Source organism: Pseudothermotoga lettingae TMO, from assembly GCF_000017865.1.
In the GTDB taxonomy this organism is placed as follows: domain Bacteria; phylum Thermotogota; class Thermotogae; order Thermotogales; family DSM-5069; genus Pseudothermotoga_B; species Pseudothermotoga_B elfii.
Genome location: NC_009828.1, coordinates 914,478 through 937,776 on the forward strand (window position 1 = coordinate 914,478; position 23,299 = coordinate 937,776).

Annotated in this window: 20 protein-coding genes; 9 read left to right on the forward strand and 11 right to left on the reverse strand. The window is 38.0% G+C overall.

The annotated features are described in order from the left end of the window. Window positions 1-3: 3 nt before the first annotated feature. The 8 genes from TLET_RS04565 to TLET_RS04600 form a co-directional block, all read right to left on the reverse strand. Window positions 4-663 (reverse strand): potassium channel family protein, encoded by a 660-nt coding sequence (locus tag TLET_RS04565; protein WP_012002940.1) that lies wholly within the window; start codon window positions 661-663, stop codon window positions 4-6. Beyond that, window positions 660-1,091: a potassium channel family protein gene (locus tag TLET_RS04570; RefSeq protein ID WP_012002941.1), complete on the reverse strand. Its 432-nt coding sequence runs from the start codon at window positions 1,089-1,091 to the stop codon at window positions 660-662. The genes TLET_RS04565 and TLET_RS04570 overlap by 4 nt, the downstream gene beginning before the upstream one ends. Beyond that, a complete protein-coding gene (locus tag TLET_RS04575; protein WP_012002942.1) occupies window positions 1,075-1,689 on the reverse strand; it encodes a response regulator in 615 nt (204 codons plus the stop codon). The genes TLET_RS04570 and TLET_RS04575 overlap by 17 nt, the downstream gene beginning before the upstream one ends. 34 nt (window positions 1,690-1,723) lie before the next feature. Next, complete coding sequence (gene glnA / locus TLET_RS04580) at window positions 1,724-3,043, reverse strand: type I glutamate--ammonia ligase (protein WP_012002943.1); 1,320 nt, start codon at window positions 3,041-3,043, stop codon at window positions 1,724-1,726. Window positions 3,044-3,133: 90 nt separating this feature from the next. Then, window positions 3,134-3,808: a ribonuclease HII gene (locus TLET_RS04585; RefSeq protein WP_012002944.1), complete on the reverse strand. Its 675-nt coding sequence runs from the start codon at window positions 3,806-3,808 to the stop codon at window positions 3,134-3,136. Next, on the reverse strand, window positions 3,798-4,715 hold the full coding sequence (locus TLET_RS04590) for a D-alanine--D-alanine ligase family protein (protein WP_012002945.1): 918 nt from the start codon (window positions 4,713-4,715) through the stop codon (window positions 3,798-3,800). Before TLET_RS04590 ends, TLET_RS04585 begins: the two co-directional genes overlap by 11 nt. After that, window positions 4,712-6,346, reverse strand: coding sequence for a cobalamin B12-binding domain-containing protein (locus TLET_RS04595; protein ID WP_012002946.1), 1,635 nt, complete (start codon window positions 6,344-6,346; stop codon window positions 4,712-4,714). Before TLET_RS04595 ends, TLET_RS04590 begins: the two co-directional genes overlap by 4 nt. Next, window positions 6,343-7,422: an NAD/NADP-dependent octopine/nopaline dehydrogenase family protein gene (locus TLET_RS04600; RefSeq protein ID WP_012002947.1), complete on the reverse strand. Its 1,080-nt coding sequence runs from the start codon at window positions 7,420-7,422 to the stop codon at window positions 6,343-6,345. The genes TLET_RS04595 and TLET_RS04600 overlap by 4 nt, the downstream gene beginning before the upstream one ends. Before the next feature lie 196 nt (window positions 7,423-7,618). Between TLET_RS04600 and TLET_RS04605 the strand changes: the two genes are divergently transcribed. Together TLET_RS04605 and folP are read left to right on the forward strand one after the other, a co-directional pair. Continuing rightward, entirely contained in the window at window positions 7,619-8,134 is a 516-nt protein-coding gene (locus TLET_RS04605; protein ID WP_012002948.1) for an NUDIX hydrolase, read from the forward strand. Continuing rightward, entirely contained in the window at window positions 8,131-9,312 is a 1,182-nt protein-coding gene (gene folP, locus TLET_RS04610; RefSeq protein ID WP_012002949.1) for a dihydropteroate synthase, read from the forward strand. Before TLET_RS04605 ends, folP begins: the two co-directional genes overlap by 4 nt. A 26-nt stretch (window positions 9,313-9,338) precedes the next feature. Here folP and TLET_RS04615 read toward each other — a convergent pair whose 3' ends face one another. From TLET_RS04615 to TLET_RS04625, 3 genes are all read right to left on the reverse strand, one after another. Further along, entirely contained in the window at window positions 9,339-9,740 is a 402-nt protein-coding gene (locus TLET_RS04615) for a type II secretion system protein (protein WP_012002950.1), read from the reverse strand. 70 nt (window positions 9,741-9,810) lie between these two features. Next, a complete protein-coding gene (locus tag TLET_RS04620; protein WP_012002951.1) occupies window positions 9,811-10,665 on the reverse strand; it encodes a glucosaminidase domain-containing protein in 855 nt (284 codons plus the stop codon). A 19-nt stretch (window positions 10,666-10,684) separates the two neighbouring features. Further along, window positions 10,685-11,674, reverse strand: coding sequence for a polysaccharide deacetylase family protein (locus tag TLET_RS04625; RefSeq protein WP_012002952.1), 990 nt, complete (start codon window positions 11,672-11,674; stop codon window positions 10,685-10,687). An 80-nt stretch (window positions 11,675-11,754) separates the two neighbouring features. Here TLET_RS04625 and TLET_RS04630 point away from each other — a divergent pair, with 80 nt between their 5' ends. The 7 genes from TLET_RS04630 (at window position 11,755) to TLET_RS04660 (ending at window position 23,295) form a co-directional block, all read left to right on the forward strand. After that, entirely contained in the window at window positions 11,755-12,663 is a 909-nt protein-coding gene (locus TLET_RS04630; RefSeq protein WP_028843258.1) for a hypothetical protein, read from the forward strand. A 46-nt stretch (window positions 12,664-12,709) separates the two neighbouring features. Beyond that, window positions 12,710-13,942 carry a PhoPQ-activated protein PqaA family protein gene (locus TLET_RS04635; RefSeq protein ID WP_012002954.1) on the forward strand — a complete coding sequence of 411 codons (1,233 nt, stop codon included), beginning with the start codon at window positions 12,710-12,712 and terminating at the stop codon, window positions 13,940-13,942. A gap of 11 nt (window positions 13,943-13,953) precedes the next feature. Beyond that, a complete protein-coding gene (locus tag TLET_RS04640) occupies window positions 13,954-14,631 on the forward strand; it encodes an aspartate/glutamate racemase family protein (RefSeq protein WP_012002955.1) in 678 nt (225 codons plus the stop codon). 10 nt (window positions 14,632-14,641) lie between these two features. Beyond that, window positions 14,642-17,659 (forward strand): efflux RND transporter permease subunit, encoded by a 3,018-nt coding sequence (locus TLET_RS04645; RefSeq protein ID WP_012002956.1) that lies wholly within the window; start codon window positions 14,642-14,644, stop codon window positions 17,657-17,659. Between the two features lie 190 nt (window positions 17,660-17,849). Next, complete coding sequence (gene malE, locus TLET_RS04650; protein WP_012002957.1) at window positions 17,850-19,025, forward strand: maltose/maltodextrin ABC transporter substrate-binding protein MalE; 1,176 nt, start codon at window positions 17,850-17,852, stop codon at window positions 19,023-19,025. Window positions 19,026-19,075: 50 nt separating this feature from the next. After that, window positions 19,076-20,806 carry a DUF4896 domain-containing protein gene (locus TLET_RS04655; RefSeq protein WP_012002958.1) on the forward strand — a complete coding sequence of 577 codons (1,731 nt, stop codon included), beginning with the start codon at window positions 19,076-19,078 and terminating at the stop codon, window positions 20,804-20,806. Next, window positions 20,806-23,295 (forward strand): ABC transporter permease subunit, encoded by a 2,490-nt coding sequence (locus TLET_RS04660; protein ID WP_012002959.1) that lies wholly within the window; start codon window positions 20,806-20,808, stop codon window positions 23,293-23,295. Before TLET_RS04655 ends, TLET_RS04660 begins: the two co-directional genes overlap by 1 nt. The last annotated feature ends 4 nt before the right edge of the window (window positions 23,296-23,299 follow it).

A 23,299-nucleotide genomic window follows, 5' to 3' on the forward strand; every position in this document is an offset into this window, starting at 1 on the left:
TCTTCACTCACCCACTAAGGTCTTTATAACTCGGGTTTGAACTTTCGGTTCGCAGATTATGAAAACGCGGTCTTGAGCTAATAACTCTGTTTCGCCCCTTGGGATAAGTACGTCGTTGTTTCTTAAAATGCCACCAATAATACACTCGTTTGGAAGATCAATCTCTTTCAATTTTTTGTTTACAGAAGGAGAATTATCTGGAATTTCAAGCCTGAGAAAGACCAATTTTCCTTCTTCGACTGGAAAAAAATCCTCCATCTCCTGAGCGGAAAGCAAATTTTGTATTGTCTGTCCCAGTAATGCAGCCGGGCTAACCGCTACCCTCACGCCGAGCCTGTTGAAGACTTCTATGTTTTCAGGATCATTCACAAGGGTTACAATTCTTTCAACACCGTAATACTTTCTTATCATCTGAGAAATTATTAAGCTATCGCGGTCTGTGTTTGTCAATATTACAACAATATCGTCTGGTGAAAACTCAATCTGATCTAAGACATTTTTTTTACTGCCATCTCCATTGATTATCACTGCTGAAAACTTCCTTGCCAGCTCTTCACAAACTTGTGGGTCCTTGTTTATTATGTAAACGTGATAACCCTTAGAAATCATGGAACGGGCAAGATGATACGCAATTCGATAACCTCCAACGATAACTATCTTCAATCGAGCCCCTCCAAAGTCAGTTTTTGTATTATTTCATTTGCTACAAGTGTGGTTTGTGAAATCACTTCAATGTCAAATTCCTGGAATATTTTTTCGTTATCCGGCTCATTCACCCTGGATATAACCTTTTTTACTCCAAAATAGCGTTTGGCAACAGTTGACACCATAAAATTTGTATTGTCATTTCCTGTTAAAGCGATAACCACGTCAGCTCTATCAACTTTCGCTTCTTTTAAATGGGATATTTCAGTAGCGTCTCCAATTATTTTGAAGCCGGTAAATTCCTCTGACAAGGTGTCAAAGGCATTTTCCCTGCTATCAACAACAACCACATTGCTTCCAGAGGCAGACATCCGTGAAGCAACCATTGAACCTATTCTGCCACAACCAACAATTATGATGTACATTCCTTCACGTTTCTTTCTCATAACGCTGAATCTCCTTGATAGCTCTTTTGTGGTTTGGATCCAGTGCCAGCGCAGCTCTCAGATATCTATAAGCGAGCTCTGAATTACCGAGTTTTTCCATAACAAGGGCATAAACATAATGCGCATCAGCGGAGGGATTAATCGCAAACAATTCCCTCGCCATGCGCTCAGCAATATCTAACTTTCCCTGAGAAATTTTCTCCTCTATCCGACGTTCAAGTTTCTCAAAACTTATTTCCTCCTTATTGAGAAGGTCTTCAACCTTTTTCAGAAGATCTTGAGCAGGGAAAGGTTTAGACAAATAATCACTGGCTCCGTTCTTCATCGCTTCAACCACAGGTATTGCATTTGTTATAGCAGAAACGATCAGCACGGGAATAACCTGGCCATCTTGCCGCATTCTTTTAAGTAACTCGATACCAGATATCCCTGGCAGCTTCAGGTCCAATGTTACTAAGTCGAACATACCTTTACGGAGCTCCACTACAGCTTCTTCTGCCGTTGCCACAGCCGTGACCGAATAGCCTTTTTCTTCAAGAATTTTTTTAATAAGCATTCTAACATTTCTTTCATCATCAACTACCAGAATATTTGCCATTCATATTTCCTCGCACAGAGATTTTATCATAAACTCAAACCCGGAGATAATTTCTTATTTCCCAGTCAGTTACTGTTATACTAAAATCTCTCCATTCTCTACGCTTGAGTTCGACAAATTTCTTGAAAATGTGATCACCAAGTATTTCTTTTACAAGCTCAGAATTTTTCATTTCTTCAAGAGCCTCTTTGAGACTACCTGGAAGAGAGTCTATCTTGAATTCTGCTCGCTTTTCTTCAGACATCGCATATATATTTTCTTCGATTGGTAGTGGGGGTTCTATCTTTTTCTCAATTCCTTCAAGTCCGGCGCCAACGATCACTGCAAATGCAAGATAAGCGTTACATGATGGATCAGGTGATCGATACTCTATTCTGGTGGAGTTTTTTCTCGCTGCCGGGATTCTTATCAAAGCGGATCTGTTAGCTTTTGACCAGGCTATATTTACCGGCGCTTCATATCCGGGCACAAGCCTTTTATAACTGTTCACGATCGGATTGGTTATAGCTGTTATTTCCTTAGCGTACTTTAAGATACCTCCGACAAAGTGATGCAAGGTTTTGGAAAGACCATCTGATGAATCCTGGTCATAAAAAGCATTTTCCCCGTTTTTAAAGAGACTCAGATGTGTATGCATGCCTGAGCCATTGATTCCGAAGAAAGGTTTTGGCATAAAAGTTACATGAAGATTGTGTTTGATTGCTATAGTTTTTAAAACCAGTTTTACTGTTTGTGTGTTATCTGCTGTTTTTAACAAGTCACCATAACGAAAATCTACCTCGTGTTGAGACGGAGCAACTTCGTGATGTGATGCTTCTACATCTATTCCCATGGATTTTAAGGCAACAGCAACCTCACTTCTTAAGGACTCAACTTCATCAAGTGGTAAAAGATCAAAATAACTGCCAAAATCCAGTAGAGTTGGTTGTGGAAATCCTTTTTCATCTCTCGGGAGTACAAAAAACTCGATTTCAGGACCTGCAAATGCTTCAAACCCCATTTTCCTTGCTTTTTCTACAATAAGTTTGAGCCTGTATCGAGGATCGCCATCAAAGGGAGTACCATCGGGTTTGTAAACGTCGCAGATAAACCTTGCACTCTTTGATCCATTGGTCGTCCACGGAAGAATAGCAAAAGTCGATATATCCGGTTTCAGGTACATATCCGACTCTTCGATCCTCACAAAACCTTCAATAGAAGATCCATCGAACATGATGCCTTTCTCAAAAGCTTTTTCAAGTTCCTGGGAAGGAATTTCGACATTCTTGATATTTCCACTAATATCAGAAAACTGAAGGCGGATGAATTGAATATCTTCCTTGCGAATCATCTCAACAACATCTTTGTATTCCACATTCAAGCCCCCCTTACAAAATTTATATGAATATCTTAGATGTGATTTGTTGAGATAAAACTAATCGGCTGTTAAGATATCGATGATAGACTATGAAGAAGACAGTTTTCTGAGTATGACTTTTGCCCTCTCGCAGTTGATATTTTCCGAAAAGAGGTCATGAACTTTTTTAACGGATAAATTTGAGAGCACAGGGGAAAAACTCAAACGGTGAAAAACAGTAGGACCAAATTCCCGAATAGCATTTAAGTGATGAACTGTTCCATAACCTTTGTGCTTTGAAAAGCCATAACATGGGTAAATTCTGTCGTGTGCAACCATTATTCTGTCTCTCAAAACTTTTGCAACAATTGACGCTGCTGCTATTGAAGCACTTTTTTCATCACCCTTAACAATACAGACGCCCTGCTGAGAAAGATTTAATGATTTGCCATCCACAAGTACGTATGCATCTTTTTTATTCAGAGATGCCAGAGCTCTGTTCATAGCTATTTTGGTTGCATTGAATATGTTGTAGAGATCTATTTCTTCAGGTGTAGCAATGCCAATTCCAACCTCAGCTGAATTCATTATCTGCAAAAATAATTCTTCGCGTTTTTGCGCAGTTAACTGTTTTGAGTCAAACACGTCTAATTGAACTTCTAAAATTACCGCTGCCGCAACAACAGGACCAGCAAGACAGCCTCTACCTGCCTCATCAACACCGATCACAGTACCAAAATTCTGTTTATAAAATCTGTCGTATGCGAAAAGTTCAGATCTCATAGTTTTCTATGGCGTCCATGAAAATTTTCATAATCAGATCTTCATAAGTGTATCCTGCTGCCTCTGCCATTTTCACGATATCAGAATAACCTGGCGTAAGCATAGGGAGAGAATTGACTTCTAAAAAATAGATTTGACCATCCTTAACGCGCAAATCCATTCGCGCATAATTTCTTAGTCTCAGTGCTTTGAAGGCTGTTAAAGCATATTTTGAGATTCTGTCTTTTAGCTCCGTATCTATTTGAGCCGGACAAATGTACCTGGTTTGTTCTCCATAATAATGTTTAACCCTGTAGGAATAAAATCTCTCTAATCCGTCGGGCAATGTTGAAAAATCTATTTCAAGGATGGGTAAAATTTCCCCGGCAACAATTCCAACACTGAATTCGCGACCATCTACAAATTGCTCGATCAAAGCTGGTTGATGAAACTCGCTGTGAATCACTTTGACAGCCTTTTTTAATGCAAAATCTTCTTTGACGACCGAATCTGCACTCAAACCACGCGCGCTTCCTTCACGACTTGGTTTGATGATGACCGGATAAAAGTCTACAGGAGGTATTGTTTCCTGTCCTGGTTCTAAGGAAATAAACTTTGGTGTTGGTACGCCATAATGATTCAAAATAATCTTTGTAATCGTTTTGTCTATGCACAAGGCATGTCCAATTATGCCCGAGCCAGTAGACGGTATCTTTAAAAGTTCTAAGATCGCAGGGACGTGGGTTTGCATTGCAGCTGTTGAAAGATTGAAGACCGCGTCGAATTGAGTTACTTTGTCAACAAATTGATCTTCAAAAGCCACAAGCTCTGCTTCAAAGTGTTTTGATAAGGTTTCAAATACGGATTGAACCATCTTTTCTCTCGATTTATCGAGATTGGATTTATCGTAAACAACAGCCACTCTCATATTGATCTACCCCCGAGCAGAGTAAACAACCTTTCCTTTTCTGAAAGAATATTTCCACCTTCATCTACGCATCTGCAGAGACCATCTATTATTTTGGTTTTCACAGCACCCTTCGCCACTGAAAAACCCTTTAATGCCGGTGCATCCAGAATGCCTGTATTCACAGCTTCATACAGCACATCGACATCGAGCAAACTATCTTCATTGTCATCTTTTAATCCTTTTATTGCTTCAATTATCATGAAAGCTTCTTCTTTTATTCTCTCTTTCTCTTTTTTCACCCATTCATCACCAAGAGGGTCTACAATGCCTCTCATTGCAAGATTTATAGCTCTCCTTGCCATTTTGACACTTTCTATTATTTCTTTTGCAGAGGCTCTTCTCATCGATTCACAGTATGCAACCACATGAACTATGTGTGGTTCAAGTGCCCATCCATAAAACATGGATGAAGATAACTGCCCCATAGCCGCATTTAAATCTGCCGGCATGGACATTAAACCTGTTCTCACCATTCTATAGATTTTGAAATTCTCATCCTGCAAAGATTCAACAATTTCTTTCTTCGCTATCATTTTTGCAATGTCCCCGCGTGGTGACAGGCCCGAAGGAGTTTCAAGCATAAACTGCTGAACATACTCCCTCACTCCTAACTTCTTAGCCACAAAAGTTGCTAAATAAGCAGTTGCGACTTCTACAGCATCGTGGCAAACCCTTAAAGCCCATTGATGAGAATCGGTAACTTCGACTGGAACATTGTTCAAACCATTCCATTTTATAGCGTCCATATTTTCTTTTATGGCTTCTTTCAGTGATCTTTTTGATCTTCTATCCAGATCACTGTACCACATTATCGGTATTGCAGCCCAGGCGTTGTTTATTGTTTCTTTCAGTAGTTTGGAAAATTCTACCATGTGCGTTGTTCCTGCATAGCATCTGACAAGCGGATAATTGCCTCTTCTCGAGGCCTCGTAGAGTTTGACAAAATCCTCTTTTGTTCTTATCGGCGCACCACCTGCACCATCTTGCGAATGATCCATTTTTTCAGGTTCAAAGAAGAATTGCTGACAATTTTGGTCTGGTGCAAGAGATATAACATCGAGCAATTCTGATTCTGCCAATTTTTTAATTTCATTTGCCGTTTCATCCAGGCTTTGCAAACCAATATGATGTCTGATAAGTGGATAAGGACTTTTGAATTTTATGCGCTCACCAAGTGTTTGTGGAAAACTCAGATTCTCTTTTTCTCTTGCCTTACCTCTTAAGAAAAGAACAATTTCGTCTATTTCTTCACTCCCGTCAAAACATTTCTTTATAAACGAAAATTTTCTCGCCTCGTTTGCAGTTTCTATGGTGCCACCGAAGACGAATATCTTGTCCATAAGTTTTTCCTTTTTAAGCTTCTCTTCCAATTCTCTGAGCAGATTGTGTAAGGCTTCTGCGGCAAGTCGGTAGCTCATTGCTATCATATCTGGGTCATGTTTTTTGATCTCTCTGACAAGTTCATCAACAGGAATGGCTGAACCAATATAAATTGTTTCGTAATTGTTTTGCTTTGCTATTTCAAGAAAATTTAGCAATCCTACATTATGCACGCAACTTCCTATAGAAGCTCCCAGTATTTTCATCATTCCCCAACCTCCATAATTTGCTTCACTTCTTCAACTGTTTTACCATTTAAATGAAGCCTTTCAAAGTTTCTCCCCTCACTGAAAAAATCCACGCCAACCATGAGGGAGGCAAGCTGGACTATAGAATCTATTATGGGAGTTTTCACTTTCGCTAATTTCCCAAATGCGGAAATCGGAACAAGGCTTGTTGGAACATCTTCCAGTATATATCTGTTCTCGAGGCTTGTTGGTGCCTGTATACCTCGATACCCCTCGTTATTGTGTATAGCATCGTACAAATTTGTCCCTTTCACATCATAAGCATATGCAAGCCATTGAATAGCCGTCATCGGTTCAATACCGAATTTTCTGGCGACCTCACATCTTTCAGCGTCTATCGCTTCAAGAATTTTTGCAACCGATGGACTGATCCCTTCGAAATAAAATTCAAATTTTCCGAAGGTGGTTTCTACCCATCCGGTGTTCAAAATAATTGTTGCAGGGTGAAACACGGCACCTATGTTGTTAAAACTTGTATAAAGGGTGCTTGGAGCAATTTCAAACTCGGGCATGACTTGCGATAAAACCTGTTCTAATTCGGGATTTTTGCTTGAAGGAAGTGCGGCAACCGGTACAGCATTTTTGATCCTGAATATCTTTACCACTCCTGGATTGGATGCTCTCGAAGCAAAAATAAATGTTTGGGTTTCAGCTACCACTATATCCTTGTTGACGCCTTCTTCTTTGAGTGTATTATAGAATTCGAGAGCTCCCGCTGTTCTTCCTGGATTCAAAATTATAACCTGGCCATTTTCTAAAAGTGGAGCTATTTTTTTCGCTATATCTCTATGGGCAAAAGCGGGTAATACAACCATCAAAAGTTTTCGACCTTTAATTGCTTCAGAAAGATTTGTCGTGGCAAATGAGATAGTTGCGACGGCATTTATTTCTCCTTCAACTTTTATCCTCTTGTTTTTTATAATAGGTGCTATTCGCCATGCGCTTCGGTTATAAAGCGCGACATCGAATCCTTTTAATGCCAAGTACGCAGCCAGCGCCTGGCCACCGTTCCCAGCACCAATCACGCATATCTTCATAAAAAAACCTCCTTTTGCTGATAAAAATGGAAGTTTTGACGGCTGGAATAAAAATCTGCATCTGCTGATGCCATTTTATCAAATTGTCCCTTTGAAGTCAAAATTTAAACTGTTTTTGCATAAATATTTATTTTCAGGGTGAGTACGATAACCTCAAAGATTTTTCGAGAAACTATCGATTATAATCAAAAGTGAGGTGATTTGGGTAGAAAGATCAGCAGTAACTGTTCCGGTAATTTTCATAAACGGACAACCACATATTATTTTGATAAAAAGATCTCGAAGACTGAAAAGACATCCCGGACAGATAGGTTTTCCTGGAGGCTTGCTGGAAAAAGATGAGACACATCAACAAGCAGCTGTGAGAGAAATGAAAGAAGAAATAGGTATCCAAGATAATTGTTATAGAGTCATTAAGCAACTTTCTACAGTGGTTACTATCAGATCATCTGTGGAAATAACTTCGTTTCTGGTAATCGTCGAGTGTCCTGATTTTCATTTAAACAGGGGAGAGGTTGAGGATATCTATTTCGTACCGATTGAGATCTTTGAGAAAATTAGCTGCGAAGAAATAAAATTACATGACGGAAAAATTACATGCAGATATATTTTGCCAGATTTTGTCATATGGGGAGCAACTGCAAAGATAATCAGGAATTCTCTTGAAGAAATAAAGGAAGCTTTGAGAAACTTTAAAGGAGTGGTTAAATGACAGATATATTAGTGACAGAAGTTAGTGACCCTCTTTCTCTACTTTTAAAAGTAGGGGTTGATCCAGCATCGGTACCAATTTTTGAAAGAAAAGGAAAATTTATTTCGTTAATGATTTACAATGTGGATGTCATAGCTGCGAATGTAATCAAGCAGGAAATGCTTGCAGCCGGTGCTGATGCCGCTGTAAACAAACACGCCATCACCCACAAAATTCAAAAAACCAGTGTGCTAACTTTCGGGACTATTGCTCAACATATCAAACTGATAGAAAAACTTTCTAAAATGCATTACTGGAAGCTCGATCAGATAGCTGATATGATTCAAAAATGCCTTTTCAAGGATCAGGTAAGATCAATTGATTTACCTTCAGGAAGAAAGCTCATCTTTGATAGAACTCTGATAATGGGGATTGTCAATGTAACGCCTGATTCTTTTTATTCAAAAAGCCGGGTTGAAAAAGATAAGGTTATAGATTACACAGCATCGATGATCAAGAATGGCGTGGATATAATTGATATAGGCGCTGAATCAACTCGCCCTGGTTCTGAGAGGGTATCACTTGAGGAAGAACTCAACAGAGCAATACCTGCGATTGAAGCAATCAGAAAAACCTTTGACATTCCGATCTCGATAGATACTTATAAATCTGAGGTTGCAAAACAAGCTATTATGGCTGGTGCAGATATTGTAAATGATGTAAGTGCTTTGAGATTCGACGAAAAAATGATTGATGTCATTTCTGAGTACAAACCCGCCGTTGTTTTGATGCACATGAAAGGTGAGCCTAAAACAATGCAGCAGAATCCATATTATGAAGATGTAATTGAAGAGCTGCTATACTTTTTCAATGAAAGGCTTTCAATGCTTGGAAAAATTGGTTTGATGGATAAAGTAATTATTGACCCGGGTATCGGTTTTGGAAAAAGACTGTCAGATAATCTGCAAATTTTGAAAAGAATAGATGAGTTCAAAACCTTTAAAGTACCTATCTTAGTAGGCCATTCCAGAAAATCTTTTATCGGGGCATTGCTAAATAATGTACCCCCTGAAGAAAGATTAATTGCCACCTTAGCGGTGACAGCTTATTGTACGATGAAAAAAGTTGATATAATAAGAATTCATGATGTCGCTGAAAATTCGCAGGTTGTTAGAATGATATCGCACCTTGTCAGATAAAAACAGCAGGCTCTGCCTGCTGTTTTTTACCACCACTTTCTCAATGTTATATCAAGCTTTGGAGAACTGGATGTTGTGTCAACTTCTGAATAAACGTTTTCAAGTTTTCCTGTATCAACTGTTCCACTATATGTAATAGTGGCTGTTGCAACACCTGATGTGTCAAATGTTCCAAAAGAAACAGAAAAATCAGATGGTGCTGAACTGAGATATCCAGAAGTCACGAGGGCATTCAAATCAGACGGTAAGCCTCTCTCAACATTGACATAACTTTCGATAGCGCTCTTGATGTTCCTGAAGTTGCTCGCAACTTGGGTTGCTTTGGCCTGAGCAACGGCATTCAATGCAATAGGCGTGACTACTGCCATCAGAGCTGCTATGACTGCCAGAACGATCAACAGCTCAATCAGTGTAAAACCTTTACGCATAATACTCCCTCCTTAGAAAAATATTATAATGTGTTTACGAAAAAAATCAACACCATATTTTGCAGATGAGTTAATTATTGCTCCAAATATTACTACTTAATAAAGCCAGTTGCAGGCGATATGGCTTATGATTACTGAACTCAGTGAATTGATTTTTTGAAATGATAATTTTGATTTCTTGAATATATTCATGACGCTTTTGAGAGTAATACAATAAACCTTCCTCCACTGGTTTGTTGATTTTTCCAGCTCGTATATCTCTGAATTCTTTGTAAAAGGAGGAAACATTGAGATTATATACATAACTTCTAACTGAATCTATGAGACTTTCAAATTTCCTTACTTCATAAATTTCACCCTCAGGCCTGTCACTTGGAATTATGCCTGTGCCAGGTTTAAAAGTCCATTCTCCAAAAATATTGTTGGCTTCTATAGCAAATCTTGAAGTTCCCCATGCCGACTCTATAGCTGCCTGTGCCAGTGCAATTTCTACTGGCACTGGCAGGACTTTTTCAAGAAGTTCCTGCTTATTTTTAGCACGATACTTTTTTAGATAGTATGAGAGCTCATCAGCAGACGACATACTCAGTATTTTATCTCTTTCTTCCGTAATTTCCTCATTTACCTTCAATATTATAGGTAGCATTATTTTGACAAATAACTCTTTTTTCTGGTTGATGCTTTCAATTTTGTCCATATCTTTTGGCAAACATTTTAGTATAACCAGTGGTACTTTTTTTGTCGATAAATCGTAATTTATTGAGTTAAAAAAGCTTTGCAAATCTTTATAACTTTCAAACTGCATCTCTGCAACTCCTGACGAATAAAACTCCTCCTGCTCTAAAACTCCAAATGAATTGACAGTTATCCTCGGTGAAGCAGCAAAAATACATAAAAATCCCATGAGTGCCACTATTTTTCTCATCTACTCACCTCTGAAATCGCTAATCTCCTTTGACATTGAACAAAAGCCAGTATTTGACATATTCTTTCTTTCCATCGCGCGCGCTTATCATCAAGCGATTGTATCGTTTTCTCAATTCCACTGGATCTGTTGTTACAATATTTTGAATAATCAGACTGTCCACTATTCCTTTTTCAGAAACATACACACTTATGTCTCTAATTTGCTTGGGAATAATGATGGTTCCTTTCACAGTCAAGGTATTGTTTTCTATTTTAAAAGGTATTTCTTCGGTCAAAAGTGCTTCACGATTCAGGATATACCGCAGGTGACTTTCACTCGCCCAGTCTTCAAGCAAAGGTTCTCTTGGTATTTCGAAAGCTCCATAAGATGAAATATAAGGTCCCGGGTTTTGAGAAAACGCAAGTTTCACACCCTCGTTCCTCAAAACATCAATCATTTCAGGTATGTAATACCCATATGGATAAGCGTAATAACGCATTTCTTTGCCGGTGTTATTCAGAAAGACCTGCTGGGCTTTTTCGAAATCCTGCTTGAAATAATCAAGCATTTCTTTCAAGGTCATTTTTGTTAAAAGCGCTGGAAAATCTGTATGTGTGTACGAATGATTTGCAAACTCAACGCCATCTTTAAGCATCTCTTTTATCATTTCCCATGTTAGGTAATCTGGATAACCGATTGCTCCAACCTGAATAAAAACAGTAAATGGCACTTCGTGTTTTTTGAAAATTTTATATGCATAATCATAGACTGAACGATATCCGTCGTCAACTGTGAATACTACCGCGTCACTTTTCGGATGTTTTTCTCCATAAACGTATTCTTCGAGATCTTTCATATTCCAGATTTCCAGTCCCATGTCTTTTATAATTTTGATGTGGTTTTCCAGTTCATATGTCCAGGTATTTGTAGATGGATATCTGGTATCATCAAATCTGTGGTACAGAAAGACCACTACTTTGCTGTATGCACATGTTGCCAGAACTGTTAGAGCCGCTATTACGAACATCGCAATTTTTTTCTGTTTCACGTTAAATATTATACAGGATCGATCAAACTATTTATAATCAGTTTATGGGTGGTGAAAAGGTGAGATGTCTGGTGATTTTTTACCTGTTATTTGTGCTTTCTTTATTCAGTCAAACACTTTATTTTTCACCAAAAGGTGATCTCGCCTTAACAGTTTATGACCCTTTTGTTGTAATGGAAGTTACGAACATCAATGAGATAGGCCTTTTCAGAATTCCAGAAAGTAGTTGCACCTTGCAAGTTCTGTCTGTTCAATTATCAAAGCCAGGTGATCTAAGAGATCTTGTCGAGTTAATCAAAATACCTTCAGCAAGTGAAAGTTCCATTGGTCTTTTTAAGCTCGACGATTTAGATATCTTTGTCAGAAAAATCTCCATTATCACTCCACAAATCTCAACCGCAGGCCTTCAGGTTATTTTCACCAGAGAGCGACGTGTTTATATAATGACCTATTATGCGAGTGAAAAAGAATTTTTTGAACATATAGTACCTGCCTTGTTGACAATGACAAGTATCAAAACAAATTCTTTAAAGCAGCGATACGTTAACAATGAATATGGATATTCTATTTATCTTGCAGAACCATTCAAAATTGTGAGAACCACCATAGGAGAGATAGGTTCTTTTCTTGCCGTAAAAGAAAAACGGGTTGGATACATACAGATAACAAAAGAGCAGCCAGGTAGATCTGTGAATTTGCTTGAATATGCAGAGTTGGTTCAACAAAACTCTCTTGAAAATCTTGCGGGTTACAACCTTCTTGCAAGTGGCGTAAATCTTGTAGAAGGCTTTGATTTTTTCTGGAGACTTTTTCAGTTTGATTCAAAGGGAAGTTTTTATCGATGCCTTCAGGTTTATACGAATTACGGACAATTTTTTTACACTCTAACTTATATGGCAGAGGCAGATGATTTTGATCAATTTATTGTACCTGCTGTACGCACCGTGTTTTCCTTTAAACCAAAGTGATTAAACATTTTCCGTATGTGAGATAATAAAACAGGGAGGTGATAACATGAAAAAAACATTGGTGTTTTTCCTTCTAACAGTTTCTGTGATTATTCATTCTCAGAATCTGGCTGATTACGTTTTAACACATAAAAATATTGATTACAAAATAGTGTCTCAAAAAATAACAGAAACGGGTGTTGAATTTACCCATATTGTCTTTGAAAGCCAAACTTGGCAGGGTATAAAGTGGTTTCATGATTTACTGATTGTCCGACCAGCACAGCTCCAATTTTCCAATGTAGCAATTCTCATGATAACAGGAGATTTCGATCCGTCGAAATCGAAAGAAATTGAAGATTATTTATGGATAGCGGAGAAATTTCAGGCTTTGTTTGTTGTTCTTGGAGATGTGCCAAATCAGCCAATTTATGGACTAAGAGAGGACGATTTAATAGCTTACACCTTTGTTCAATATTCGAAGATTAAAGATGCAAGCCTTCCATTGTTATTCCCGATGACTGCTTCTGCTGTGTCGGCAATGGATTTAATTCAACAGCTATTTCACATTGAAAAATTTTTCGTTACGGGTGCTTCCAAGCGAGGGTGGACTACATGGCTCACTGCTGCTGTTGACAAAAGAGTATTTGCCATTGCACCAATTGTTTTTGACAATCTGAATTTTCAAAAGCAGCTTCAAAAACAGTTAGAGATGTATGGGCAATATAGTGCAAGCATAAATCCCTATGTCAAAAGAGGCGTTCCAGATATGATCAATACACAGCATGGCCAAGAACTTTTGAAAATGGTTGACCCATATTTTTACATAGAAAAGCTTGACATGCCAAAGTATATAATAAATGCTACAAACGATGAATACTGGACCATTTACTCAGCCAATCTTTACTTTTTTGATCTTATTGGAAAGAATTATTTATTGTATGTTCCAAATAATTCTCATGGGATAAAGAACATACCTTATGTTGTCGATAATGCTTCTTCATTCTTCAAGCTTGCTTTGAGTGATAAATTACCGGAGTTCGCTTTTGAGTTAGAAGGGGATACGGTATTAATAAAAGAGAGCGAGTTTATTAAGGAAGTATATTTGCACAGAGCAATATCTGATACGACAGATTTCAGAAAATCTCTTTGGTTGAGATTACCTGTTTTACCATCGAATGGTTGTTATTCTATCAATGTTGAACCACCTGAATTCAGACATGTTGCCTACTATGCTGAAGTTGTCTTCGAGATAGAGGAACTCAGAGTGAGTTTTTGTACACCAGCGCTTTACAAATGAGAGGGTTTAAAATGAAGATTGCTGGAATAGTTGGTGGAATGGGCTCGTTAGCGACCGTCGATTTTCTCAAAAAAGTTGTGGAGCACACTAAAGCAGAAAAAGATCAGGATCACATAAGGATGATAGTAGACTTTAACACATCCGTTCCTGACAGAACTGCTGCAATTTTAGATGACGGGGAAGATCCGACCTTGTATCTTGTTGAGTCAGTAAAAATGCTTGAGCGTGAAAAGGCTGATTTTGCTGTATTTATCTGCAATACTGCATATGCCTTTTTAGACAGGGTTCAAAAACAGGTAAACATACCCGTATTGAATTTGCCAGAGATGACTTTGAGAAAACTCAAATCAAAAGGAATCGAGGAAATATGGCTTACAGGAACGAGAGGTCTTTTGAACAGTAGGGTCTATCAAAGAGAAGCTGAGAAGATAGGATTAACATTGAAAATTCCTGAGGAACGATTACAGGAATCTTTGATGCAGATTATATATACTGTGAAAGCTGGTCAAATCAAAAAAGCTTCGCTGATATGGTTTTCCGACGTAGAGCCATATTTAGATGGGCATGTTTTGCTCGGATGCACCGAGCTTCCAGTTGTTGCAAAAAGCAAAAGATTGCACTTAATAGATGTGAACGATGAATGGGCAAAAATTGTGATAGAGATCTGTGGAGCAGAGGTGAATAGATAGGGGTGAACAAATGAATATAGCAGGTCAATCAGCAAAGAGACCCATAGCTATTTTCATGCTCCTGTTTGCTATTGTTGTTTTTGGCATAATAGCTCTTCAAAAACTGCATTTAGAACTTTTGCCTCAAATGGAATATCCTTATGCTGCTGTTTTTGCCACGTATATGGGTGCAAGCAGTGAGGAGGTAGAGCAACTTGTTACGAATCCACTTGAGGAAATAATCGCAACCGTTCCCGGAGTCAAAAACTTCACATCTGTTTCTCAATCAGGTTTATCTTTGATTATCATTGAATATAATTGGGGCGTTGATGTTTTGTCTGCCTCATCAAGGCTTGAGAGATATCTGAATATTTCTCAATTGAACCTTCCGGAACAGGTTAAACCGATTGTGGTCGAATTTGATCCTTCCTTGCTTCCCGTTTTCGTTTTTTCAACATCTCAAGATCCAGCGCATTTTTTGGACGAGATAAAACGGCTGCCAGATGTTGCCAGTGTCGAAAATTTATCAAAAACTGAAAAATTCGTTAGTATCAGAATTGACCCGGAAAAAGCAAGAACTTTCCAAGTTGATCTTTCTCTAATTGAATATTTTCTATCGGGAAATGTGGTTTATCCCATGGGCCAGGTTGAAGACGAAACTGGAAATGTGTATTCTCTTGTTGTTGATGGGAGATTTAGTGGCCTGGATGAATTAAAGGATACAATTGTTGGGTTCAGAGGGTTGAGTTATCAATCATTGATGAGAGGGCAGCTTCCAAAATTGCTTGTTCCTGTAAAACTGAAACAGATTGCTGACGTGGAAATAGCCAATGAGCCAAAAAGAGGGCTGGTGCGGGTTGATGGAAATGAAGCAACAGTCGTATCAATAAGAAAACGCTCAGGGGCGAATACTGTCAATGTAGTGAGGCAGGTTAAAAGATTACTGGATGATCTTGAAGTAGACTATGTTCCCCTGATTGATCAATCTTTTTATACTGAAAAATCTGTTCAAAATCTGGTGAAAAATTTGATACTTGGATTACTTGGAGCTTCGATTGTCGTAGCTCTTTTTGTGAGAGATTTTTTCAGTACCACAATAGTAGCTCTGAGTATTCCAATATCACTTTTAATCGCTGTAGTTTTGATGTATTTTTTTGGTATCAATCTTGACTTAATCACGCTTGGCGGTCTTGCTATGGCTGTTGGCATGCTTGTCGATAATGCAATCGTTGTTTTTGAAAACATATACAGGCATAAATCTGAAGGTAGTACCTATGACATAGCAGCAATCGATGGGACAAAAGAGGTTTTTGGTGCCATTTTTGCTTCAACAGCTACAACTGTTGTAGTATTTGCTCCACTTGTTTTCACAGAAAGTTTTGCATCGACTCTGTTTAAGTACTTTGCATCAACATTTGCACTGTCACTTGCAGCCTCATTAGTTGTTGCAGGCATCCTCATTCCGGCTGGGTCAAGATGGATCAGAGCCAGGGAGTCGAAAACCTTTCTCAATATACGGTCAAAATATCAAGTTATTTTGACAAAGATTTTGGAGAGAAAAGCGCTGATTATACCAATCGTTTTTGCCCTGATTGTTCTGTCTGTTTTCTACGTATTTCATAGGCCAAAAAACTTTTTGCCCGATTTTGCTACCAACACTTTAACAATAACAGCAAAGGCCGAGAATCAATCAGGTTATCGAAAAACTTACGAATTAACGAAGCAGATAGAAGATTTTGTATTAAGCAGAAAAAACTATTATGGAATCAAGACAATTTATTCTGAAGTGGGTGCCACAAGCGAACTTTCCCGGATAATTACAGAAAGTGGCGAAAATCAAGCAACGATATACATCTGGTTCGATGGTACTAGATCAGAATACTTGAGAAACAAAGAGATGTTTTTGAGAGATCTTAAGAAAACATCGTTCGAGGGCTTAGGGGTTAAAGTAGTCCAGGATGAGTATCTAAATATGATTTTTGGTTATCCAGTGACAGTTGAGCTGACAGGAGAAGATATTGATGAATTGATGAAAGTGGCTTTTTCTTTGAAAGAGATTTTCTCGGAAAAGGATCTTGGAGAAGTCTCCATTAGAGGTCAGGCAAACGTGGAATCTTTATTACTGAAAATAGATAGATCGAAAGCTGTTTTTTCCGGATTATTGCCAGCCCAGATTTTCATGGATCTTCAATATTACACAATGGGAAAAAATTTTAATACTCTCAGAACAAATGAGGGAATTTTGCCAGTTCGTTTAAATATTTCAGACATCCAGCAACTTCATGACATCGATGAAATTCAAATAAAAAATTTGAGAGATCAGAATCTCCCTTTGAGATTGCTCGGCGAACTCTCTAAAAGAACAACTTATGAATCTATCTCGCACAAAAACGGGCAGAGAGTGGTTTATGTTGATATAGCTGATACGCGATATTCAATTTCGCAACTTTCGAGTCTTGTGGAGAATGTACTGAAAGATCTTCAGCTCAAGGACGTGCATTATTCTCTTGGCGGTCAAAAATCATCTCTGGATATATTTCTGAATGAATTTAAAGTGATAATGCTGGTGGCAATAATACTCGTCTACATGCTTTTGAGTGCGCAATTTGAGTCTTTACTATCTCCGTTCGTAATCTTCACAACTGTGCCTGTTTCTGTTATCGCACTTGCGTTAGTAATGATTGTTTTTGATTATGATTTGAATCTCTCTGTGATGATAGGAACTTTAACGCTTGCCGGTGTTGTTGTGAATAATGCAATAGTTATGGTAACATTCCTGCATCAGAAAATAACCACGGGCAACTATAAACAGATTAGATGTGTGATAGTTGAATCAGCCTCTCTTAGACTTCGTCCTATATTAATGACAACACTGACTACAGTTATTGCTCTAATTCCTGTTGCTATAAGCAATGCTGAAGGTTCTGAATTTGAATCTCCAATTGCCTGGACCATTATTTTTGGCTTACTTATAACGACTATGTTTACGCTTCTCGTTTTGCCCGCGATCGCTGAAATCTTCGAAAAGCGTAGATTTCGTCCACATTGATAATACATTGAAACCACGTTGAGGGTTGTCAGAAAGAGCAATGGAAAGATAGAAGAAGCTATCAAAGGTTTTTCATTGAAATGACGAGTTAATTGCCCTTTGATGAATTTATGGACTGTAAATTTGATGTTCATTGACTTTGACTGGTTTTCAATATAATGGTAACGTTTACGACAGGAGGTGATTGGAAATGAAAAAATTCTTCATTTTTACCCTTCTGCTGATGAGTATTTTTATCTTTGCACAGACAAAACTTGTGATCTGGTGTTCTGAAAAGCAGGTTGATATTCTGCAGAAACTGGCTGAAGAATTTAAGGCAAAGTATAACGTAGACGTGGAAGTTCAGTATGTAAACTTTTCGGATATCAAGCCTAAGTTTTTAACAGCCGCTCCAGAAGGTCAGGGTGCAGATATTATAGTTGGCGCACATGATTGGGTTGGCGAGCTGGTGGTGAACGGCCTGATTGAGCCAATTCCAGTATTTTCAGATTTGAACCAATTTTATGAAACTGGTTTAAATGCATTTTCGTATGGTGGGAAACTCTACGGATTGCCTTACTCAATGGAAGCAATTGCTTTGATTTACAACAAAGATTTTGTACCTCAGCCTCCGCAAACGGTTGAAGAAATGATACAGTTTGCAAAGCAAATCGATACAGAATTTGGTGGGGAAGTGAGAGGTTTTGTAACATCAACGACGGAATTTTACTATGCCGTTCCGTTCATATTCGGCTATGGCGGGTATGTTTTCAAGCAGACTGATCAAGGATTAAACATCAAAGATATCGGACTTGCAAACGAAGGAGCTGTTAAGGGAGTGACGTTGATAAAAAGATTTGTTGACGAGGGAATTCTTGATCCAAGTGACAATTACCAGATCATGGATTCTATGTTCAAGGAAGGGAAAGCAGCAATGATAATTAATGGACCGTGGGCCACTAAGGCTTACAAGGATGCAGGGATTGATTATGGAGTGGCAGTGATTCCAAATGTTGGACCTGACATGGTAGCAAGACCTTTCGTTGGTGTTCAGGGATTTATGGTAAATGCCAAGTCAACCAACAAACTCTTGGCAATGGAATTTCTTACTAATTTCATCGCCAAGAGGGACACTATGTACAAACTATATCTGGGTGATCCGAGATTACCTGCGAGAAAAGATGTTTTAGAACTTGTGAAAGACAATCCCGATGTGGTGGCTTTCACGCAGAGTGCTGCAAATGGTATACCGATGCCAAATGTGCCTCAGATGGCTTCTGTGTGGGGAGCGATGAATGATGCGTTGAATCTTGTGGTAAATAACAAAGCATCGGTGGAAGATGCTTTAAAGACTGCCGTCGAGCGAATCAAATCGCAAACGCAATAAACTAAGCCCGGGCTCACACCCGGGCATCTGTGCAAGGAGGAAGAAGATCTGTGAAATATATCTTCCGATTTTTAAAATGGTCTTTATTTTTGATAATGAATGTGCTTTTTTTCTGGGGAGCTGCTTTTCTTATACAAAATGGATATTACGAGCTCGGGGTAGTCTTTTTCATATTATTGTTTTTGATTGATTTTTTCATTTTCAATCCGCGTGCTTATCCATACAGATATGTTGCTCCTGCTTTAGTGCTACTTTTTGTACTGGTTCTTTACCCGATATATTTCACTGTGAAAATAGCCTTCACGAATTATGGGACAGGTCATTATATGCAAAAGCAAGAAGCTATTGAGAGATTACTTTATGATCCAAATTTCACTTACGCTATAGATGACAAAAGTGTGGATTACAAAATTTTTCTGCGTTATGACGGGTTAACCCCGACGGATGATTTTGTTATTCTATTCAAAATAAATGGACAGATTTTCCTTGGAGAAAAGCCGAAAGCTGCTGTAAAAAGGGGGCAGGAAGTACTTCTCAGTGAAGCTTATCTATATCCGATAAAGGAAGACTATGTTGAGATAGATGGAAAGCAGTACCGAATTACCCCCGTTTCGAATGATCTTGGGGAAATCAAGTTGATTTCTCTATATGAAAAAACATACAGGGCTTTTTATTCGCCAGGAGATCCATTCCTTCAGGTAAACGAACCTCATTTCAAAGGAAAAATAGCTCAACTTTATCTGTACAGGTCAGATTTTGTAGATCAAAATGGAGTCAGATATGCTCTTCGGGTAGCTCCCGATGGCGAATGGAGATTTATGCAAATAGAAAGGTTGTATCGCCTTGGATATGAAGAAATTTATGAGGATGGAAAAGTGAAATCGAAAGCGATTTTAGTTAACAATAAAACTGAAAATAAACTGATAGAAAGGGAAGGTGCATTATACGACCTCAATGAGAAGGGTGAGGAGGTTTTTCTAATTGGTTTCATTGATTATGTTGGTTGGAAAAACTTCATCCGAATCGCAACAGATCCCAATGTCTCGGGCCCATTCTTGAAGATATTCATTTGGACTTTTATCTGGGCTTTATTGAGTGTCGTGCTTTCTCTGGCGGTTGGTTTACCTTTTGCGTTGATTTTGAATGATAGCAGATTAAGAGGGCGCAACGTTTACAGAACACTCCTTATAATTCCGTGGGCTATACCTGTTTTCATTTCTGCCTTGATCTGGAGAAACGGCCTTCTAAACGAAACGTATGGGCTGATTAATAAATTTTTATTACCTTTATTTGGTTTGCCTGCCATCAAATGGATGAATGATGCGCTTTGGGCAAGAATTGGAGTGCTGATTGTGAATATCTGGCTTACATTTCCATATATGATGACAATATCCTTAGGGGTTCTTCAGGGTATACCCCCTGAAATGTATGAAGTCGCCATGATAGATGGGGCAGGCAGATTCAAGAGATTTGCTTACGTTACTTTTCCATTTTTAATGACAGTTATAGCTCCTTTGCTTGTAAGTAGTTTTGCTTTTAGTTTCAACAATTTTACTATTATCTATCTGATAACAGGTGGAGGTCCACCTATTCCCGGCTCAACTACTCCAACTGGGTATACTGATATATTGATATCTTATGTCTACAAACTGGCGTTCGAAGCCGGAGAAGGTCAGAATTTCGGTTTTGCGGGTGCTATTTCAATAATGATTTTTTTCTTAGTTGGGGGAATAAGTTTGTTCAATTTCAAGATATCAGGAGCCTTTGAAGAGGTGGAATAATGAGAAAAATCAAGCATGTTAGAAGAGTCTTTTTGCATGCATTTCTCGTTTTTTCAATAATAATTATTCTCTTTCCCACAATTTGGGTAATCACGACTTCATTTAGAAGAGACGAAGCAGCTTTTTCAAGTGATCTTTTTACTACGAGATTGACGCTTCAAAACTATATAGATCTTGTAGCTCCGGAGAAAAATGTACCGATTCTTATTCAAGATATGCAGAATATTCTCTCTCGAGCGAAGCCTTACAATGAGCTTTCTTATTCTCAGGCTGAGCAAAAAATCAGTGTATCTTTGCAAAAAATAACATCGTATCTCAAGGAAACTCGATTGAGGTACGAAGACGCAAGAAAATCTTACGAATACATCAGCGAATTTCTTCAAAACCATTCAGAAGAGATTAAAAACACTGCATCAGCCGATCTGGAACATTTGAAAGAAACTGTGAGCAAAAAAATTATGGATAAAATTCCATTTTCATCAGAAGAATTCATGGTAGTTTTATACGAATATCTTTCAAAAGAAAAATATGGATCAGCTGTTTTTAACGCTTTGAAGGATGATTTGAGCAGCTTAACACAATTGGATATAGATTCCTCCGAAGATTTCGAAAATGCTCTTGAAAAGCTGAAAATGATTTATGATTCGTACATTGGAAAATACTCCAGACAATATGAGACGAAAACAGAAGAGCTTGAATTGCTCAACAAAGATCTTGCAGTTGTGAGAAGTCAGCTTAACGAGTTTCAAAAAGAGATTCTCAATTTGGATATGATCTTGAATCAGGATTTGATTAATGAAATGAATTCCATAATGGAATCGTTGGAAAATTTGCTGGATTTGAAGAATTCACTGATGGAAAGCTCTGTTGAAAATCCCTGGTTAATTGAAGATGAGTGGTTTTTCGCAAGCATCTCTTCAACCATTGAGCAGTTAGAAAAAATAAAAAGTCGATTTGAGGGCTTTCTGGATTATGAAGCTGTTTTAAACACCGTTGATCGAATTATTTCGATTTTGTACGAATTTGATTTTGTTAATCCAAACATGAAAAAGAAACTGATTTATAGTGACCTTTTAAGGGCATACCAGGAGCTTCAACCCAGAATAGAAAGAATAGCAAAAGAACTTGATGAATTATCCATTAACCTGCCGGAGAAAATTAATACTTTTAAACAGCTTGGTGAAAAATTTTCAGAATTGAATTCTACCATAAGTGATCTCAAAGCACAGCAAGAAGAGATTTCTGCAAAGCTGGAAACAATAAATAGCCAGTTTAATGATGAAAGAATGATGGTGAATCTGAAAATCTTTCTTTCTCAGTTAGAGAATAGAATTTCGACTGTCAGTTCGATCAAATCATTTGAAAAAGCGGATCTTTTGAAATATTCAGCTGTTTTGAACTGGTTGAGAGGATTTTTCAATTCCTACAATGAGAGAGATGAAGTTTATGAAGAACTAAAACGTGTAATCGATAAAATGAGGTGGATCGAGGAATATCGTACATTTGCAACAAAATTTGAGAACTTTTCTAAAAACCTCGAATCTGTATTTATTGATGTTGAAAGATATTTGCAGGATTTTCAAATATCATGGAAACAATTGCTGAAAGTATCATTCAATGGAATTTTTGTAACTTCGGAGCCTTTGAGTAAATTGTACGATGTAGTGAAATTAGACTTTGTAACCAGAGTTCGATCAGATATGGCTGTCGTTATGCGTAAATCGGGCGTGCTTATGAAAATAGCGCCTTTTTCTCAGTTGAAAGATGATTTTGGGGCTGTAGATAAAAATTTGTTTAGAGTAGATCAAATTTGGAAACAGAAAACCAAACATTATTTTCTTAGATGGGTTCTTAATTCTGTGATTGTGTCTCTGATCGTTGCTTTTATAACAACTGCGGTTTGTGCTGTTGCAGCTTATCCATTCAGTAGAATGAGATTTGTTGGTAGAAGATATGGTATTTTGAGCCTTTTATTAATACAGATGTTTCCCAGCGTGATATTTATGGTTGCAATATATAACCTACTAAATTTTCTTGGCAGATATATTGACTTTCTGGGAATAGACAGTCTTGGTGGTTTAATTTTTGCCTATTTAACCAACATTGCTTACAACATGTATCTGATAAAAGGTTTCTACGATTTGATACCTCCTTCGTTAGAAGAGGCAGCTATTGTCGATGGTGCAACAAGATTCCAGAGTTTTTACAAAATAGTTTTACCTTTAGCCCAGCCAATTTTGACAGTTGTCTTCCTTCTTGTATTTATAGGAACTTTCAACGAATACGTCATCGCCCGTATTATATTGCAAAATGTCCAGAATTATACCTATGCACTTGGCTTATGGGCGTTTTCAACTGGGCCATATGAAACAGAGTGGGGATTGTTTACAGCGGCATCGCTTCTTGGAATGATGCCCATGGTTATATTATTTCTTTCCCTGCAGAGGTACCTGGTGAGTGGATTAACGAGAGGAGCAGTCAAAGAATGAGGGG